The organism is Microcystis protocystis FBCC-A270 (assembly GCF_050500235.1).
GTDB classification, from domain to species: Bacteria; Cyanobacteriota; Cyanobacteriia; order Cyanobacteriales; family Microcystaceae; genus Microcystis; species Microcystis ichthyoblabe_A.
In genome coordinates, this window is the sequence record NZ_CP191407.1 from 2,384,636 (window position 1) to 2,403,520 (window position 18,885).

An 18,885-nucleotide genomic window follows, 5' to 3' on the forward strand; every position below is an offset into this window, starting at 1 on the left:
CATGACAAATTTTCCTGGGCAGATAGATAGAGAAAAGTGAGAAAGCAGAATCTAGTCAGTAGGTTGGTCTGAGGATGGGTTTCCCCCCCATCCTAGAGAGCAGGTTTTTCTAGACCATTAACAGAGCGGCTTCCCTGGTGGTCGCCCTTGCGACTAAAGATTGCTTCACCGCCTCGGGCCAGGGTGCGGCTACAGCCGTTCCATCTTTTCGCCGCTCCACCCAAGCCACATCTTGTTGACCGACATGGAGTTTTTCCAAAGTGCCATCAGGCTGTTCCCGGAAGAACTCAAAGTTGAAGGATGCGCCACACTCGGACACTGAACGCACATAGAGAAGGGTGCGAATGCGGTCAAAAGGCATCGCTTCGCGTAGATAGTCCATGCGGGTATAGAGACAGACCATTTCCCCACAGGGATTAGAAATCCGCAAATATTCGGGAGCAACTGAGTAAAGAAACAGGTCGAGAATGCGTCCTTGCCAGATGAAATAATTGCCGTAGTAAACATTACCGACCAAATTCGATTCTTCCAGGGTGGTTTGGAAGACCTCAGACCGCAATAACCGTCCATAGCGGCTTTCTTGTTGTGGAATGTCATCAATGACAGCCCCCGGCTTGAGGGAAGCAAGGCTGGCGGGTAGGGGAGCCAGAGGCAGGGTTTCTGGGTGTTTTAAATCAAGGCTGGCGGGTTTGTCAGCGGCAAAGCGAGCCAAATAGTCTTGGAGATAGGGCGGGAAAGGCATGGGAGCAGGAACTCCATAGCTGACTAACCGCACCCAAGTGGCTTTAACTTCGGCAATCGCCAGACGCTCTAGGGAATTATCGGGCAGTACCTTACAAAACTCGATGTAAGTCTCAAAGGAAGAGCCGACAATATTGCCCACCCAGGCTCGCGCTTGAATCACATCATAGGAGGTGGCTTCTCCCACAACTCGCAGGCTAACGGAATTGGTAACCATGCCCCAATCTCCGGTTAAGAAGTCGGCTAACATTTGCTGGGCAATACTTTCCATCGGCAATTCCCGAATTTTGCCAATCCAGCGAAAATATTGGGCAAAGTAAACATGACGGCTAATGCTACCACTATCTTTGAAACTGACTTGATAGCGTTGCTCATAGACTAATTGTCCTTGCGGGCCATCATGGGTGTAGCGAGAGCTATGGCTGTCAATTTTCCCAGGCGTCGCTGGGATAATCGCCGCTTCCGTTGCTTGAGGAGACTGGAAATTAGCTTCTGTGGGTACAGACACTGGGGTGTGGGAAACCACCATCGCCACCATCCGTTCCGGTGGACGGGTTAACTTAACAGGGACAGTCAGCACTTGAGACTCGCCCTCCGGGGTTGAGGTGGATAACAAGACTCCATCTCCCTGTTTCGCCACTAGACAAAATTGCGGATCACTACCATTTAAAGCTTTGCGAACTGCTTCTGTGGCTGACCAAATCCTCATACCGGCCCGCTCTTGGGTGTCTCCTTGGCGCACTAATTGCTCCATCAGTTGACTGCGGCGATCACTTAAGAGGGCGACCCAGTCCTCGGTGCTGCGAGGGGTAATTGCTTCGATATCACAACCTTGGGGAGTTTCAGCCACAGTGCAGAGACAATAGCGATCGCAGTGAGATAAAGAAACATTTAACCCAGAAACTTGTGTCCCGCTCAGTTGAGGCTTACCAGAGGGGAGAGACTCAAGCTCGAAAACAAGTTTTTGCTCGGGTTTGAGTCCTAGCTTAGTTTTCAGCGCGCGTTCTACAATGGGTTTTTCCTGTTGGCGGCGCTGTTCTAAGGATTTCCCTTGCAGGTTAGGCGCATAACCAAGCGCAACGGTAGGCGGTGGAATCTCTAATCCCTGGCAAGTTGTCTGTAACACTTGTCGCAGGTGTTGGCGATCGCGAATTTCAGGATTAACTAACTCAGCCGCCGTCGGATTTTCTGGGTGTTCTTCGAGAATCCGTAGGCGATATCCACTCAAGCGTTCAATTAGGTTCCCCTGCTCATCGGTAGCAATCACTTCACTAATATACTCCCGATCTTCCCGCGCCAATAGGTTAACGGTGACAAGGCGGCGACCTTGATCGCTGCTGGCCGGTTTAAATCGCTCAATCTTGGCAATTTCCACGGGTAAACAGATATCTTGGGGAATGGTCAACTGTACCGATTGGAGCAAGACATCGCGAAAATAGGGATCGCCGAGGATTAAAGACTGATTCAATCCTTTGCTAAAGCTTTGATTGGATAAATCTTCTCCAGAAAGTTGAGCGTGGGAACGGAAGACACTCTGTTTTTCACTAAGGGTGTAAATTTCACCTAGGCGTTGAAAACGTTCTCCCTGGAAGAGTAAATCCCCGTAGAGATCGGTTTTGGGAGCGATTGGGAGAGGTTGGCCTAATTCGGGTTTTTCCTGAAAAGCAGAAGTCAACTCTCCGAGAATGAGATTGGCAGAAAAATGAGCCAGAGAAAAGCCCGTTTGCTCGGTATAAATACCCACTTTAACTCGACGTTCCCCATTGCTGGTAGCCTCGGCAATTTCTGCTTCAATTTGAATCTCAACCCCAGTCTCTGGATTAACGACTATTGGTCGTCGCAGAGAAATATCTTCCAGGCGAACAATTGGCGGGTTTGAGGTCCCTGTCAGGTAAGCTACAGCTTGGGCCATGGCACATAACCCAAACACGGTGGGGAATAAATAAGAACCGCGCCAAAGGTGATCCTTGACATAGAGATCCTTCTCTAAACTCAGATGAGTCCGCACAGTCAAGGCTACCTGTGGTTCCACATATTGGACATTTTCGATAAAGCGCAGTCCGGTGGGAGCGGGTAAGGGGGTTGGTAACCAGGTATCTAAGCCACCTAAACGAGCGGTAATCACTACCTGTGAGGTGCTTGGTGCGGTTTGGAAAAGCTGGAGAAAGCGGCTTACTCCTTCACGGGGAGAAATCGCCTTGATCCCCATGCGCTCTAGATGCTTGACACTGCCAAGACGCGCTCCCATGCCGATTTCATCCCAAACGCTATAAGCAAGCGCCAGCACCTGGGTTTGGGGGTGTTGCCGTTGGTACTGTTGTAACAGCAACGACAGGGATTCATTGGCAAAGGCATACCAAGCATTACCAGGCATTCCGGTAACGCCGATAATCGAACTAAAAGCGATAAAGAGCTTGGGTGGGTTAGAGGCTAATGCCTGCAATAAGTTGTAAGCTCCCAAAAGTTTGGGTGAGACTTCTGTTTGAGCATCTTGGGGTCTAACTTGTTCGACGCGACGGGGTTGATTGAGTCCGGCTCCGTGAATTACTCCCGTGATGGGTCCTAATTCCTGGGTCACTTGGTCAACTAACTGCTGAACCTCGGTAGGGTCGGCAATATTGCAGCGATAGTAAGCACCGGTGAGTCCTTGGGCTGCTAAGCGCTTGAGAGTTTGGGCAATTTCGCTGTTGCTATCTCCGGCTGCTGGCACTGCTGCTCGCCCCACCAAAGCCATTTTCACTCCCGTTTCTTGTCCTAAAGCGAGAGCGCATTCGGCGGTAATTCCCTTGGCTCCACCTGTCACCAGAATTACGTCTGAGGCCGACCAGGTGAGGGAACGGGGCGTATAATCAATCGGCTGCTGTAACTGAGCTTGGGGGATTAGCCTTACTTGTCTCGCATCATAGCCAACGGTTGTAATCCCCTCATCTCCGGCTAGTTCCTGAATTACTAATTTACCGGCCTGGGTTGGTTCAATTGCTGCCGCTAGGTCGATTACCCGGACTCGTGCTTCTTGGCGCTCTAGATGAACACTGCGGGCAAAGGCCGCGGCTGAAGCGACTGCGGGATGGTATTCTCCCTCGCTGGTGCCAAAACGCCCCCCACCAAATTGAACATAAGCTAAAGTTGCCGAGGGATTGGCGTGGCTAATGGTAGCAACGCTGCTGAGGCGAGTTACCATGGCGGCGAGGGGTAATTCCGATGGCAAGGGGGAAACACCGGGTAAAATCCCTAGATAGTGGGAGAATGAACCGATACTGGCGGGTTCTGCCGCTGCGATTTCGGCGTAGGTCTTTTGTTGGACTTGAGCGCCCAATTGCTCTAATTGCTTGGTAAGAATTTTAGCAATCGATGTGGCAGCATCAGAGACAATTAAGACTTGAGCTTGTGACCAATCAGTGGCAATTGTCGGAGGAGTCAGAGGTTGAGGCACATACTCAATGGCGTAGTTACGGACCCAGTTGCTTTCCGGGGGAGGATTATTTTGGCTCCCTTGCAGCACTGGTGTTTTCTCTGAAGCGGCAGTTTTGACAGAGGGTTGGTTTGATACCTTCTCCAGCGCCGCAATGACATCCGCTAAAGTTCCATTCGCTAAGGCTGAGGGATCTAGTTTTCCCGTTGCTCCCACTTGTTTGACTGCTGTAGCAACTAGCTCGGCTGCTTTAATAGAATCGAGGTTTAAATCATCAAGAAGACGCAAATCGAGGCTGAGGGTATCTTTAGGAAACCCAGTCTTTTCTTCGACTAATTCCAGTAATTTTTGGGTAATATCAAGGGAATCTGAAGGCGGCAAAACCAGAGGCGCAACTTCTATTTGCTCAGGAACTTCCGTTAGCATTTCCACAGAAACAACGGCATCAATAGCCTGTTTTACTTCTTGCAAAGTAGCATTAGCTAAAGCAGAAGGATCAATTTTTCCGCTCACACCAAAGGTTTTGGCGGCTGTCGCTACTAACTCGCCAGCTTTGATGGAATCTAAATTCAAATCATCTAGTAGTTTGGCATCAAGATTAATGCTGGCTACTGGATAGCCAGTTTTTTCGGCAACTAACTCAATTAAACGTTTTTCAACAGTTAAATTGGTTTGGATTACTGTTGTTTCTGGGATTCGCTTGCTATTGCCATTGCTATGACCATTGCTATTAACAGTGCTATGACCATTACTATTAACAGTGCTATGACCATTACTATTAACAGTGCTATGACCATTACTATTAACAGTGCTATGACCATTACTATTAACTGGGCTATTTACCTGAACACTGCTCTGAAAGGGAATCAGATTAGTTGCTGGACTTTTAAGCAAAATATAAGACTGAAGATCTGCTTTGATAACTTGGGACAAAAACTGGCTTCGGTTAGAGAAGTAATGGGAGAGAAGTTTAACAATCTCTTGATTGCCAACTGCTTGTTTGGAGTCAGAAGAATAAGTCATAATGTCCTCTAGGCATTGTGAGTGTTTACAAAGGGTAAGCTTTGGATATCGGCACTGATTAACTCAGAGAGAAAAGAACCACGTTCCAGCAGGTAATTTGCTAAGACTGTTGTTAGTTCATCATCTGCAAAAAGACTTTCTGGTTGGGAAAAATTCGAGGAATGAGCGAGAGCCGTATTTGGTGATGACTGTTGTATTTCTCTCCAAGAGAAGGCAGAACTCGACTCAATTTCTTCAAGAGATACCGGAAAAGATCGTTCGCAGGGATTATCAACAAACAGACGCTCAGCAGCCGGGACAAAAGGACGAACCAGTCGTTGTTCATACAACGCTTGCCAGTTGACTTCACCTCCTTGCACAAAGTAAGCGGCTAAAAAAGTATTCAAATCGCGAGCGATACCCGGTTTTGACTCTAGGGGAAAACAGAGGGGAGAAGGAACTATTGCTCCTACTAAACCAGAAAGCACTTTTCCCGTTCCAACTTCAACTATCAAGTCACATTTATTCTTCAGATTTTCGACCAGAGAAACAAAATTTACCTGAGCAACAATCTGATGAGCAAAGTGTTCTTTTAAGTTGAGTCCTGAATTAACTATCTGGCCGTTGACACTGGTAAATAGAGGCAGAGAAACCTGTTCTAAAATCTCAGGAATGGGAGCTTCTTTTCGCAAATATTCAGCTGCTTTCGCCACCATTTGGGAGTGAAAAGCATTTGCTACCGGAAGTTGGCGGACTTGAATTTCTTGGGCTAATGCCAGGTCACAAACAGCAGCAACACTGGTTTTTTCTCCAGAAATAACCGTCTGTTGAGGACTATTGATATTAGCAACGGTTACATAACCAGAAATCCCTTGTAAGAGCTTTTGCGCGGTGGCATCCGAGCAAGCTAAACTCGCCATTGTCCCGATAGAATCGCCCTTAACTGTCATTGCTTTTCCCCGCATTGCGGCAAAGCAAAGGAGGGTTTTTTCATCATAAGCACCAGCCGCTTCAAAAGCAGTCAATTCGCCCAAACTATGACCCCCTAGTGCCACTGGTTCCAGTCCAAGTCTTTTCAGGTAATGCTTCCACAGTAGTGAAGTCAAGCAGATTGCTTGCGGTGCAACATCGGTGAGAGCGTTAAACCATTGTTCTACTTGTTGTTGGTTAACAGCGCGGTCAAGAGGACGGTAAATTAATGGACTAATCGGTTCAAAACCAGATTCAATCAGCCATAAATCTGCCTGTTGCACTAACTCTCTTGCCCAAGAATATCGCTCCACCAAAGTCCGGGCCATGTTCAGCTTTTGTGAACCTTGTCCTGGAAAGAGAAAAGCTACTCGAGAACGCTGCACTTGATGGGCGAGCCAGATGTCTTTTCGCTGGGATATATATGTTTCTCCCTCGGCTGGGGGTTGAGAGTGAAGAATGTTGATTAAATGCTCCAAGCGCTCCAGTAATTCTCTGGGGTTTTCTGCCACAATGGCGGCGCGAATTGAAGTCTGAGGGGACAATGTTTGAGCATTCTGCGCTGCTAAATCCACCATATCTGCTAAACTCATCCCTTTGGCTTGTTCTGAGAAAATTTGCAGATATTCCAGCAGTTGGGCAAGAGAATTAGCCCCGAAGACAAAGATTTCGCTATCTTGGTTGGAGACTAAAAGCGAACGCTGGTCTAAACTGGGTTTTAACCGGGGGGAGGGTGCATCACCAGAAGAAAGGGTCACATGGGAGTTAATGCCTCCAAAACCCATCGCCGACACTCCCGCCCGTAAAATCTCCGTTTCCGGGTAGATTTCCCCTAGTTGCACTGGATATAAACATTGGGCGCTCTCCTCGAAAACGGGATTCGGTTCTTGACAGTTAACGGTAGGGGGAACGATCCGCTGATTAACCGCCATGACCGCTTTAATGAAACCCCCGATCCCGGCCGCTGCTTTCGTATGACCAACTAGGGATTTAAAAGAAGTCATGCCACAGGAACGAGGGGGGGCAGGTTTCGAGGCGTTCATGGCTAGGGCTACCCCTTCAATTTCAGCCCGATCGCCTACGGGGGTTCCGGTTCCATGTCCTTCAATAAAATGAAGAGACTGGGGACTATAACCGGCTTTTTCGTAAGCTCTTAATAGGGCTTTGGACTGTCCCACCTTAGAGGGTGCGGTAATGCCTCCTTTGCCGTCGGAGGACAACGCCCAGCCGTCCAACAGGGCATAAATGTAGTCGCCATCGGCCTGTGCGTCCGCTAAGCGTTTGAGGACAACAAAACCACATCCTTCTCCTGGAACAAAACCACTGGCTCGGCGATCATACACTTTCATATCCTGAGCCGTCAGTGCGCCGGTTTTGGCGAAACCAATTAATTCAAAGGTATCGAGACTGATATCAATGCCACCGGCTAAGGCCATGTCTAAATCGCCATTACTTAAAGCGTTGGCGGCAGTGACAACGGCGATTAGGGAGGAGGAACAAGCGCCATCGACGGTATAACCACCACCGTCAAAATTAAAAAAGTTACAGATTCGTCCGGCTATGGTGTTGGACAGTCCCCCAGCTAGGGTATCTTCGGTAATGGGTGGGAAAACGGATTTATAGAATTTCTCCATTGTTTCGAGAAGTTCTTCCACAATTGTTCCAGACAGTCCTTTGACTTCGGCAGCAGCCCGCAAGGCTCTTCGTACGTAGGGCCAACGTAACCGCATCACATTCGAGCGAGTATGTTCTCCAGTTAAGGAATTGCCGAGAATGACTCCAGTTTTCTGGGTGGGAACGGTATCTCGACGATACCCAGCATCTTCGATCGCTTTGTTGGCCACTTCTAAGGCTAACCAATGCACGATGTCGGTTCCATCGACCGTTTTTTTGGGAACTCGACGATTAATCCAGTCGAATTGAAAGCCATCAATGAAGGCCCCGCGTGTTCCGTAGGTTTTATCGGGAGTGGCGGGATCGGGATCATAATATTCCGAGAGTGGTAAACGTTGATCGGGAAACTGGCGAAATTGACAACGACGCGCTAAAATGTTCTCCCAAAGTTCGCTTAATTGGTTGGCACCAGGGTAATGGCAACCCATTCCGACAACGGCTATAGGATGAGCGATTTTATCGCTTTGAGTTTTCGGCATTTTTTTCCTTGTTTTGAGGACAATAATTGTGTTTGATAACTATCTGGTTATCCTAGGAGCGACGGAACCCAGCCAGGTCTTTTTTCGGTATTTCCCGAAAGCTTATGATTTATTGTCATTTAGCAATTACAACTATCTTATTGGCACTCAAAATAACCTTGATAAAATCACGGTATATAAGCCAAGGTATTCAATTATTCAAAGTATTTTCCAGAGAAATGTTAAAGGGAAAACTTTAGCATTTACTCTATAGTTGTAACTTGTTCACAAGTATATAGGTAAGTTTCGGCAGTGACAATCGAAGTTTAGGATGTTAAGCAAGAAGATAAGCGGCTCTTCTGGAAGTTTAGGATGTTAAGCAAGAAGATAAGCTGCTCTTCTCGACTTTGTGTGATCATCAGTGCTGATCATTCGTAGGAGTCTTGGCGACGGCAAGGCTTTGAAGAGTCAATTCGGGAGCATCTCATTTATGCATTAGACAAGGAAAATCAAGCTCTGCGGGAAAAGATAGCCGAGCTGGAGAGGAGACTGGGATTAAATACTCAGAATAGTTCTCAGCCTCCTCAACAGACGGACTTAAGAAGGAACAAGGAACAAACAAGTTTTTACTCAAGTTCTCAAGGGGGAAGTTCTGGTTTTTTCCTAATTTGTCAAGACCTCGGTAGTTACGTTACTTTTTACTTTTATAAAAGGGTTTTTTGACTACGGTAGCGGGGTGGGTGCTGCCGCGGATTTCCACTTCGATCGCCTGTCCGATCGAGGCGAAAGGTGTGGGAAGATAGGCTAAAGCGATCGCTGTGTTTAAAGTTGGTGATAAAGTGCCACTGGTGACTTTACCCACCACTTCCCCAGCGAATACTACCGGATAATCGTGACGGGCGATATGTTTGCCGGACATCTGCAATCCCACCAAGCGCCGATTGACACCATTAAGTTTTTGGTCTTCGAGGACATTGCGACCGATAAAATCGCCTTTTTCTGGCAGATGAACCAACCAATTTAAGCCAGCCTCTAGGGGACTCGTGCTATCGTCGATATCCTGTCCATAAAGGGCTAAAGCTGCCTCTAAACGCAGGGTATCCCGGGCCCCCAAACCGCAGGGAGTCACCCCTAAATTTAAGAATTCTGTCCAAAGTTGCTGCCCGATTTCAGGGGGGGCCATAATTTCAAACCCATCTTCTCCCGTGTAACCGGTCCTAGCGATAAAAACTTTTTCCCCGAAAAGCTGGCTTTCCCAGTGATTAAATAGGCCAAAATCGCTTAATTTTTCCCCGATCAAGGGCTGTAAAATTGTCGCTGCCTTTGGTCCTTGCAGGGCAATTAAGACCCTTTCTCGGGATAAATCCTTTAATTTGACCCCCGATCCCTCTAAATTGCCTAAAATCCATTCTCGATCTTTATCGGTGGTTGAGGCATTAACAATTAATACGCCTTGGCTTTCGCTTTGGTAGTAAAAGATAATATCATCGATTATGCCACCGTCTGGGTTAAGTAAAACGCTATACTGTGCCTTTCCTGCCCTTAAACGGGCTAAATTAGAAGGAACTAGGGTTTGGAGAGATTGAACCAGATTATCTCCAGTTAAGATAAATTTGCCCATGTGGGAAATGTCAAACATCCCGACACCGTTGCGGACAGCATTATGTTCGATTTTTAGGCCGCTAAACTGTATCGGCATCTCCCAACCCGCAAAAGGGGTAAATTTGCTGGTTTGTTGGGCAATTAAGTTGTATAAGGGGGTACGAATAGCGGGGGAAGTTGCTTCTTGGTTAGCCACGGTGTTCTCGATCGAATGGTTTTCTGCCTAGAGTAGCATAGCAGTTATCAGTTATCAGTGACCAGTTATCAGTTATCAGTTATCAGTGACCAGTGATCGATCACTATCCACTAAGCTAAGACGCATTTAAACCGCTTATTCTTAGATTAGCCGAACCTCCCCCAATCCCTTTACTGTTGCCTTTTGCCTCTTGCCTTTTGCCTCGTCTCAACAAGCAATTTAAATTACGAACAGCTTAACTACTATCCACTATCCACTATCCACTGATTACTGATTACTGATAACTGAAAAAGTTCCCCACTCCCTTAACCTTTCTCGCACTCTGTCAATGGGAATTGCTAAACCGCAGCCTAATTTAACGGCATTTTCTAGGGGTTTAGGAGTAGAGGGATTGGGACAAAATAAACCCGCTTGGGAAATCACTCCCACCACTTGATTTTTATCGTTTAAAACTGGACTTCCCGACTGTCCAGAAACGACAAACATGGACAAACTTAAGGATTTTTCGTTATTATCATTAACCGTGCCTTTGCTGACAGTCCAATCTTTTTGATTAAAAGGATTACCGATCAAGATTACTGGTTGATTAGGGGCAATTGGTAGGGGTGCTAAAGCTAAAGGTTTTAAATCTGGGGGGGGATTTTTTACCTCTAATACTGCTAAATCGAGCCAGTCGTTAGGGGGGGTAATGTGGAGAATTTTAGCTTTTGAACGCTTGCGGATTTTTCCTTGGGGTGGTTGGCTATAATACTCCACAAAAATGCGGGATTCTGCATCGATTTCTTGACGGGAATTCGTCACCACATGGCGGTTAGTCAAGATCCAAGCTGTGTCTTGATTTCGTTTTAATAACCAACCAGTGCCGATACCATTTTTATTTTTGCCGCGAATGACAATTTTAACAATTGAGCGTTTTAAATTCACCAGAGGATCACTCTTAACACTGGGAATTATCTCTGGCATTTTTAATAATTCGGGATTGTCGTGAATTAATCGCCCCCGTTGGATTTCCTGTAAAATAAATCTAGCTTCTGATAAATTGGGATCAATTTCTACGGCCTGCCGACACCAATTTAGACCCTCATCGATCTGACCGTTGTTGATATAGATATAACAGAGATTTTGGTAAATCTTAGCATTTTTAGGGCTAATTTGCCGCGCCTGTTGAAAAACTGCCATGGCTTCCCCTAGTTTTCCCTGTTCCGCTAAAGCTTTACCTAAATAATTATAAATATCCCCATCTTTAGGAGCGTAAATTAAAGCCTGTCGATATATTTGCTCTGCTTCCTGCCATTTTCCCTGTTTTGCTAGGGTTTCTCCTAATTTTTTGTAGGTTTCACCCTGATTAGGTATCAATTCTAGAGCTTGCTGATAGGCATAACTGGCCTCTGGCCAGAGTTGCTGTTCACTGTAGGCTTTTCCCAGATAAAAATAGGCTTTTCCCTGACTAGGATCGAGAAAAACCGCTGCTTGCAGAGCTTTCGCCGCCTCATCCCAACGTTGTAAACTATAAAGGGCTTTTCCTAGCTGAAATTGCGCTTTAAAAGTTGGTTTAATGATCATTGCTTTTTGGTAAGCATCGATCGCCTCTGACCATTTTTCCTCCCGCGCGAAGATATCCCCCAAAGCCACTAAATAATTACTTTGGGAGGGTTCCATCGGTGGTTTATGATTAACGATAAAGCCACGATCATAGGCTTGTAAGGCTTCAGAATAGCGTTTTTGACTTTGCAAGACCTGAGCGATTTTTATATGGGCTTGGACTGAATTTTCGTCAAAAGATAAAACAGTTCGGTAAGCAGACAGAGCCGATTCCTTCTCCCCCGCGGCCAAAAGTCGATCGCCTTGCCAGAGATAGGCCAAGGCAATAAGATAAAAAATAGCAAAGGGAGCGGCGACGATGAAGGCAATAATTAAAAATATTTGCAGGGGTTTGCTAGAATAGCGGCGACCGATTTTAATGTCTTTTCTTTTCATTTCTTGGTTAGGATAGACAACAGGCTAGAGGTGGTTCGATAATCGACCTAGACCAATTTAGATGCGCGGGCCGCTTATACATATTTTTCCCCTTTCCTGTTGCCCTTTCCGCAGTTCTAGCCCTCCTTCTTTCTGGGGTGTGGATGTAATTTTGTCCAACTACTTACCGATTACTGCTGCAAGCGCTGGGTAGGATTAACATAGCGTCACCGAAGGAATAGAAACGGAAACGCTCTTGGATAGCTGCTTGATACAATGCCAATAGTCTTTCCCGTCCGACTAAGGCACTGACTAACATCATCAAACTGGACTTGGGTAGGTGAAAATTAGTGATCATGCCGTCGATAACTCGCCATTGATAACCCGGATAGACAAATAAATTCGTTTTTCCCTGAAAAGCGGTTACTTTATCGCTCTTAGTTTCTTTAATTGCCCCTTCCAAGGCGCGAGCTACCGTAGTTCCTACGGCGATAACCCGGCCACCTCTAGCCTTTGTTTGGGCAATTTTTTCGGCAGTTTCGGCGGAAATCTCTAAAAATTCCCGGTGCATTAGGTGTTCTGTAATATTTTCCACTTCCACGGGGCGAAAGGTTCCCACTCCCACATGAAGGGTGATATAGGTGGTATCTATACCCTTCTGGGCGAGCTTATGGAATAATTCGGGAGTAAAATGTAATCCGGCCGTGGGAGCGGCTACAGAACCCTGTTTATCAGCGTAAACTGTTTGATAACGGTCTTCTTCCGCCTCCGATTCGGTGACGTAGGGGGGGAAAGGAATATGACCGTACTCCTCCAACATATCCCAAAAACTGCGTCCGGGATGACGTTGAAATTCCAGCAGACGACCACTGGTGTTCAGATCTCGATCGATTACTTTCGCTAACCATAATTTTTCTTTGTTTTCCGTTCGCCCTGTTTTCGGATAAAAAAGGACTTCTGAACCGACTTTAAAGCGTTTTCCTGGTTTCACTAGAGATAACCAACGATAGTTATCTTGTTCTTCCAATAGTAATATTTCTATGGGTGCGCCGGTGGTTTTACGACCAAATAAACGGGCCGGAATCACGCGGGTATCGTTGAGAACCAACAAATCCCCCGGCTCTAACCAAGTAGGTAAATCCCGAAAAATAGCCAAATTATGACTATTAGGAGAATCTACCACCAAAAGACGGGAACTGTCTCGGGGTTCTGCGGGATTTTGGGCAATTAACTCCGGAGGAAGGTGATAATCGTAGCTGGAGAGTGATTGGTCAGGGATCATCGTCGTTATCATCATAAAGATCTTCGCAAAAGTCGGGTAATTCTACCCAGGCGAACTTCACTAAATCGGGGATTTCTCCCCTTGGTATCTGGAACGGTTTATCGTCAGACTAGAGATATAACACTAATCGTGACTGTTAGCCAACATCCCAGCGGCCAATATGGACTATCTCTATTTTCTTGCTAACGCTAGTTTAACGCTACGAGTCACCGAATACCTGCGATCGATGACTCATCTACCCTCCTCCGTCATGACGGTTATTCATCAGATTAACGGTTGGGTGGTCAAGGTAAAGTTTAATCAAATGCTTACTCCTTGCCAACACGGGGATTTTCGCGCCTACATGAATGAGTTAGGGATTCCCTATCAACCGGAAATGCGTCTCCAGATGGTTTTTTGGAGTTTGGAAACGGGACAATCCCCCATTGATGTCATGCGTCGTTACCAAGTGGCGATCGTCTCCCATGGTACCCCGGATCAGCAAGATATAGAGGCTTTTCGGCAACAATTTACTAAGGGTTTAGGATACTGTCCAGAAACTCTGGCCTAGTATTTATTTTCTCTCGGGATGCTCTTCAAGGGCAACTACAGGACTTAAATCGTTGATGTGATCAATTAATTGATACAAGCGTCCGTAACTCTTGCCGTTGAAGTAAAAAACTAGACGAGGTAAATGGTGGCTGGAATCCCGATTCTCTCGTTCTAGAATTTGACTGGGTTCGATTTTCCCTTTAACTAGGATATCGCCGAAGTTTTGGTTAATTTGTTCGATCTGTTCCTCGCTTAGTTCGTGATTAAGACGAATAACAAAGGATTCTCCCACAAAACGGCTGGAGTGATAGACCCGATAGAAGTGGCGAATTGTTTGACAAGCGTGGTTTAGATCGTTGGTAATAGTATAAAAATTCCGATCTTCGGCGGATATCAGTCCTCTTTTTTGCAGATTTTCACTAATTTGTTCTTGCCAAGTTTGCCAGTAATCCCCATCAGGCTCATCAATTAATACTAGGGGTGCAGGTCCGTATTTACCGGTTTGACAGAGGGTAAGCGTCTCAAAGGCTTCATCTTGGGTGCCGAAACCGCCGGGGAATAAAGCTACTGCGTCACTTTCCCGCAGAAAAAATAGTTTTCTGGTAAAGAAATATTTAAAATCGATTAATTTGGCATCATTTATGATATAAGGATTAGCCCCCTGTTCAAAGGGTAGCTGAATATTTAATCCGAAGGAATTTTCCCGTCCGGCGCCTTCATTCCCTGCCTGCATGATGCCACCCCCAGCACCGGTTAACACCATAAAACCGTATTGACTGATACAGCGTGCGAACTCTACTGCCAGACGGTATTCACTGCTATCGGGTTTGATGCGTGCCGAGCCAAAAATGGTCAGTTTACGAATGTGACGGTAGGGGTAAAATACCTGAAATCCCTTTTCTAAATCTTCGATCGCATAGGTTAGAATTTTCCAATCGAGGCGATCGATTTCCTCCTCGGCAATTCTGACTATTGCTTCCAGAGATCTTTGAATCCATTTGCCATCTTTTAAGTGGGGCAAATGTTGCACCAATTTCAGCAAGTCTTCGGTTAATTGAGAATAAGAGTTGTCCATTTATCAGGTATCAGTTTTGCAGCAATCCAGATATGAATGCTAATTGTACAAAGTATCCACAAGTTAACTTGGTTTGGAGTTTGAAGAATTGCTCAGAAGACAATTCATAATTAAAATCAGCAACGCCGAATCATCTAAGGACTAATATGAATTTGACTGAGAATATAACGCAAGCGATCATAATCATCTTTAAGTAAAACACTTAACTGTCTGCCCACATTCACTAACCATTGTCGATCGGCTTGACGCAATTGATACATCTGACGGATAGAAGCGGCTGCCAAAGCTTCCACGGGAGTATTTTTGACCTGTAATAAAATTCTTAAAAAGTCTAATTGTTCACTAAAATAAACCACTTCTAACGACTCACATTGATAAACTGCCTGATGAATTTGTGGAGGGCGGGGAGGAATATATTGATAGATATAACCTCGACCGGAACCATTGCCATTAAATTGTCCGGATAGGGTTTCAAAACCGACAATAGTTGCCCGAAATTCCGTTTTTAACATAGCGAAAATCTGCGGCTGTTGTTCCCGCAATTCAGCCAAAGATAACCCCAAAGCTCTAGCACGATGTACCGAATCGATGGGGGCAGTGGTGGCAAAGGTGACAATCCCAAAAATCTTATTACCCGTTTCTTCATCGTAGGCTTTTACCCAACTACCAAAAGCGGGCATAAAAGGAAAGTTTAACTCCTCTGGTTCCAAACATTGCGCTAAGAACTCGGTCGTCGTCGTCTCGATAACTTCGGCGATATGATCGGGATGGCGGTTATCCGTGGCTAATTGCGGTAAGGGTGGACGCATGGTTATTTTTTGCCTTTAGCCGGGGCAATAATTAGTTCTTCTAATTCCGAGAGATTAAAGGTGACTAACTTATCCCAGTTGCCCCCCTCAAAAAGAACGGCCACTTTCCCATCGCTTAAACGCTGGGCTAAACCTTCAAATTTATAGTAGGTATCATCGGGATTGGTGACTCGAACGGTACTACCTGGCAAAATCATAGGATTGACGACGAAATTATATTATTAGGGGTCGAGAAGGTCGTCACCGACCTCCCCTCCCATTCAGAACCGTGCGTGAGACTTTCACCTCACACGGCTCCTAGTTTGACTGTTCCCTTGTTAAGGATACAGCTTGACTTCCTTTGGTTAACCTTGTATTATCTAGGTTGACTGTTGATGTCAAACCAGATGATTTTAGGCTTCCATCAGATGCCGATTTATCATCGTGACAGTGGCGGTGTAGTAATTGAAGGTTTTTATATTCATCCTTTCCGCCTAAGCTGAGAGGGTGAATGTGGTCAACTTCAATTAAATCCGATGGTGTGAAATACTGCCCACATCGGCTACACTTGCCTTGTTGCTTCTTAAGTAGTTTGGCTACTCTTGTCGGTGTGTCGATTGCTTGTCCTCTTCTGGTCGCCCAGTAAGTCCAATTTCCGTCGTAAGGTGAAGTTTCGGGGCGTACTAGGGTATGTCTGACAATTGGTGTCCAATTATGTTGCCATAAATGAAGACCATCTTTGGTCTTAAATAACCAAGTTTCATGTCTTTCTTTCCCATTGCTAAGTTTAACTGTACCCGGTCTAAAGTAGTTTCTCAGCTTTTCGTAGTTTGATTTACCGCATCTTGATACTGTCCATGCCCTTAACATTAACCAGATTGTATTGTCTAGTTTATTGAAGGTATCTGTGGATACTACTCCTGAGTAGTAGTTAGCCCAACCTCTAATGATTGGGTTTAAGTGACTAATCAGGGCTGATTGAGGTGCTGTTTTGTGTTTTTTGATTACACCTTTAATCGCTTCTGTGTGGGCTTTAACTGCTTTTTGGCTAGGTTTAATATGTGTTAGAAATGTTTTGGGTATTCCTTTATATATTTTCCCTGCTTTGTATTTTCCTGCTGGGTATTGCCTGATATTGAATCCTAGAAAATCAAAACCGGGTTCTTCAGTTTTCCCATTGTACTCAATGGGGTTGAGTGTATGAGACACTCTGGTTTTTTCTGGTTTGAGTTCTAATCCAATTGGTTTTAACCATTCAGAAATGGCAGTTTGGCACTGTTCAATGATTTCGAGTGATGGTGAAATCACCACAAAGTCATCGGTGTATCTTATTAGAACAGCTTGAGTTTTACTACCCTTTTTGGGGAATAGTGTTTCAATTAATCTTGCCATTCCATCCAGTGCGATGTTGGCTAGTAGTGGACTTATTACCCCTCCTTGTGGTGTCCCTGTTTCTGTTTCTTCAAATACGCCATTATCCAATACTCCTGCTTTGAGCCATTGTTTAATGTCTCTTTTCAAGGCAGTGGGACAATGAATTTTTGACAGTAGGAAGTTGTGATTAATTCGGTCAAAACACTTGGCAATATCAGCATCTAATACGAAGTAGCTACTTTTATTGATGCTAAGGTATATCCTCGATATTGCATCATGGGCAGACCTTCCGGGTCGAAAACCGTAGCTGGTTTCTTCCATTTTTGACTCCCATTCTGGTTCGAGTGCCGATTTAATCAACGCTTGTCTAGCTCTGTCTTTGATGGTTGGTATTCCTAGTGGACGTTTTTCATCCCTGCCGGGTTTAGGAATCCATACCCTTCTTAACGGTTTTGCTTTAAGTTTTCCCTTGATTTCTTCGGTTAGATTTAGCCTTTGTTCTGGGGATATTGCTATCACTCCATCGACTCCTGCTGTTTTCTTTCCTTGATTATCTTGGGTTACTTTGCGGACTGCTAATAGACGAGCGTAGTATGATTTCACCAATAGACGTTGCAACCTTCTAACCTTTGCATCCTGTCCCGATTTAGCCGCTTGGTATATCCTCTTTTGGAGCTTGAAAACATATCTTTGGATTTTACCCCAATTGATAGCTTTCCATACATTCGTAGTCTTAGTGGTTTTCGGTTTCCCGAACCCTTTACCTTCTCTCGATTTCGTCATATAGACTCCTACTAGACTCTATCCTTACAATCAAACCGTAACCTGTGAGCATATCCCGACTATTACCGTCAGGCGTTGGCTTTTGGTTACATCTCACACCCTTGAAGGCTTGCGCTTACACTTGTCACTACTGAGTATTTCGACCGATACTCAGAGCCTGAAAGGGCTTATCACGTTCCGTTTATATGGGCATTCCATCTTTAGATTTGTCCTATCCATCGGGGTACTTTTAAAGGTCTGTGTAAGTGAGTTAGTAAATTCCTTACTTTTCCCCTTGTTCTTTTGAACGCAGTGTATCAACCTATTTCACTACTAGCTAATTACGATGGTTCAGGTCGGACATTCGGTTCACACCTAATCATGGATGGTTGGCAGTGGTCTCGATTCTGGTGTTAGGTTACACCTCGGAGCCTTCCGTTCCCCGCTTCAGTCCCAGAATTGTGATTTCTGAATCTGGGGGTGGCTATCGCCGTTACTCTCACCTTTGTAACAATTTGTGAATAATTGTTACAAAGTGTATTGACCTTGAGTCCCTTTGCCTAGTTTGGTATCACGTTGATACTAAACGTCGGGACATATAAACAGTTATAAGGCTGGTCTGGGTTGACCTGTTAGATTCAGTCAGGGGACTGAAGACCTTACTAGGCGGTTATTTTTGGCATTTCAGCCCTATTTCATGCCTAAACGTTTCGCACTACTGTCTCTTAGCTTATCAAAAATTAGTTATCGCTCGTCGAGTGTCGGCTGGCAATAAAATGAAATATGACGGGATTTGGCATCATCCCCAGAGGACAGACTACTGTTCCCCACAAATAGCCTTAACTGTGTTGGGAGTATAGTGATGGCCGCCTTAGCCCAAGGAAGACTGCGGCAAAAACAGGATTTGCTGGCAGAAGCACTCTCCGGTCGGGTGCGTCCCGGTCAGCAATTTATTCTCGCCCAGTTACTAAGTCTGATTGACAGTATTGACGAGACGATTGCCCAGTTTGACCGAGAAATTTGTGAAAAAACGTCTGGTTAAACGTTTAGAGAAGCTTGGTTA

The 18,885-nt window shown here is 45.5% G+C and carries 12 protein-coding genes; 3 read left to right on the forward strand and 9 right to left on the reverse strand.

All coding sequences use genetic code 11. The features are described 5' to 3' along the window. Window positions 1-109: 109 nt before the first annotated feature. Window positions 110-5,176, reverse strand: coding sequence for an SDR family NAD(P)-dependent oxidoreductase (locus tag ACQY1X_RS11630; protein WP_430015706.1), 5,067 nt, complete (start codon window positions 5,174-5,176; stop codon window positions 110-112). 8 nt (window positions 5,177-5,184) lie between these two features. Beyond that, a complete protein-coding gene (locus ACQY1X_RS11635) occupies window positions 5,185-8,277 on the reverse strand; it encodes a type I polyketide synthase (RefSeq protein WP_430015707.1) in 3,093 nt (1,030 codons plus the stop codon). Between the two features lie 465 nt (window positions 8,278-8,742). Here ACQY1X_RS11635 and ACQY1X_RS11640 point away from each other — a divergent pair, with 465 nt between their 5' ends. Further along, window positions 8,743-8,979: a DUF6444 domain-containing protein gene (locus tag ACQY1X_RS11640; protein ID WP_430014671.1), complete on the forward strand. Its 237-nt coding sequence runs from the start codon at window positions 8,743-8,745 to the stop codon at window positions 8,977-8,979. Here the strand turns inward: ACQY1X_RS11640 and gcvT are convergent. The 3 genes from gcvT to queA form a co-directional block, all read right to left on the reverse strand. Then, on the reverse strand, window positions 8,948-10,054 hold the full coding sequence (gcvT, locus tag ACQY1X_RS11645; protein WP_002732746.1) for a glycine cleavage system aminomethyltransferase GcvT: 1,107 nt from the start codon (window positions 10,052-10,054) through the stop codon (window positions 8,948-8,950). The two genes, ACQY1X_RS11640 and gcvT, sit on opposite strands and share 32 nt — an antisense overlap. A gap of 267 nt (window positions 10,055-10,321) precedes the next feature. Beyond that, window positions 10,322-12,031 carry a tetratricopeptide repeat protein gene (locus ACQY1X_RS11650; protein ID WP_430015708.1) on the reverse strand — a complete coding sequence of 570 codons (1,710 nt, stop codon included), beginning with the start codon at window positions 12,029-12,031 and terminating at the stop codon, window positions 10,322-10,324. Between the two features lie 163 nt (window positions 12,032-12,194). Beyond that, complete coding sequence (gene queA, locus ACQY1X_RS11655) at window positions 12,195-13,292, reverse strand: tRNA preQ1(34) S-adenosylmethionine ribosyltransferase-isomerase QueA (RefSeq protein ID WP_002794208.1); 1,098 nt, start codon at window positions 13,290-13,292, stop codon at window positions 12,195-12,197. A 160-nt stretch (window positions 13,293-13,452) separates the two neighbouring features. On the opposite strand from queA, the gene ACQY1X_RS11660 reads away from it, so the two are divergent. Then, entirely contained in the window at window positions 13,453-13,842 is a 390-nt protein-coding gene (locus tag ACQY1X_RS11660; protein ID WP_002733765.1) for a hypothetical protein, read from the forward strand. Between the two features lie 3 nt (window positions 13,843-13,845). Here ACQY1X_RS11660 and ACQY1X_RS11665 read toward each other — a convergent pair whose 3' ends face one another. From ACQY1X_RS11665 to ltrA, 4 genes are all read right to left on the reverse strand, one after another. After that, the gene (locus ACQY1X_RS11665; protein WP_002733478.1) at window positions 13,846-14,898 is read right to left on the reverse strand and encodes an LOG family protein; all 1,053 of its coding nucleotides are present in this window, start codon (window positions 14,896-14,898) and stop codon (window positions 13,846-13,848) included. 134 nt (window positions 14,899-15,032) lie between these two features. Further along, window positions 15,033-15,707, reverse strand: coding sequence for an HAS-barrel domain-containing protein (locus tag ACQY1X_RS11670; protein WP_002740888.1), 675 nt, complete (start codon window positions 15,705-15,707; stop codon window positions 15,033-15,035). A gap of 2 nt (window positions 15,708-15,709) precedes the next feature. Then, window positions 15,710-15,904, reverse strand: coding sequence for an NAD(P)H dehydrogenase subunit NdhS (locus ACQY1X_RS11675; RefSeq protein WP_002732940.1), 195 nt, complete (start codon window positions 15,902-15,904; stop codon window positions 15,710-15,712). Window positions 15,905-16,004: 100 nt separating this feature from the next. Beyond that, entirely contained in the window at window positions 16,005-17,843 is a 1,839-nt protein-coding gene (gene ltrA / locus ACQY1X_RS11680) for a group II intron reverse transcriptase/maturase (protein WP_430015709.1), read from the reverse strand. Window positions 17,844-18,684: 841 nt separating this feature from the next. Here ltrA and ACQY1X_RS11685 point away from each other — a divergent pair. Further along, window positions 18,685-18,864: a hypothetical protein gene (locus ACQY1X_RS11685; RefSeq protein WP_430014617.1), complete on the forward strand. Its 180-nt coding sequence runs from the start codon at window positions 18,685-18,687 to the stop codon at window positions 18,862-18,864. Window positions 18,865-18,885 lie beyond the last annotated feature (21 nt).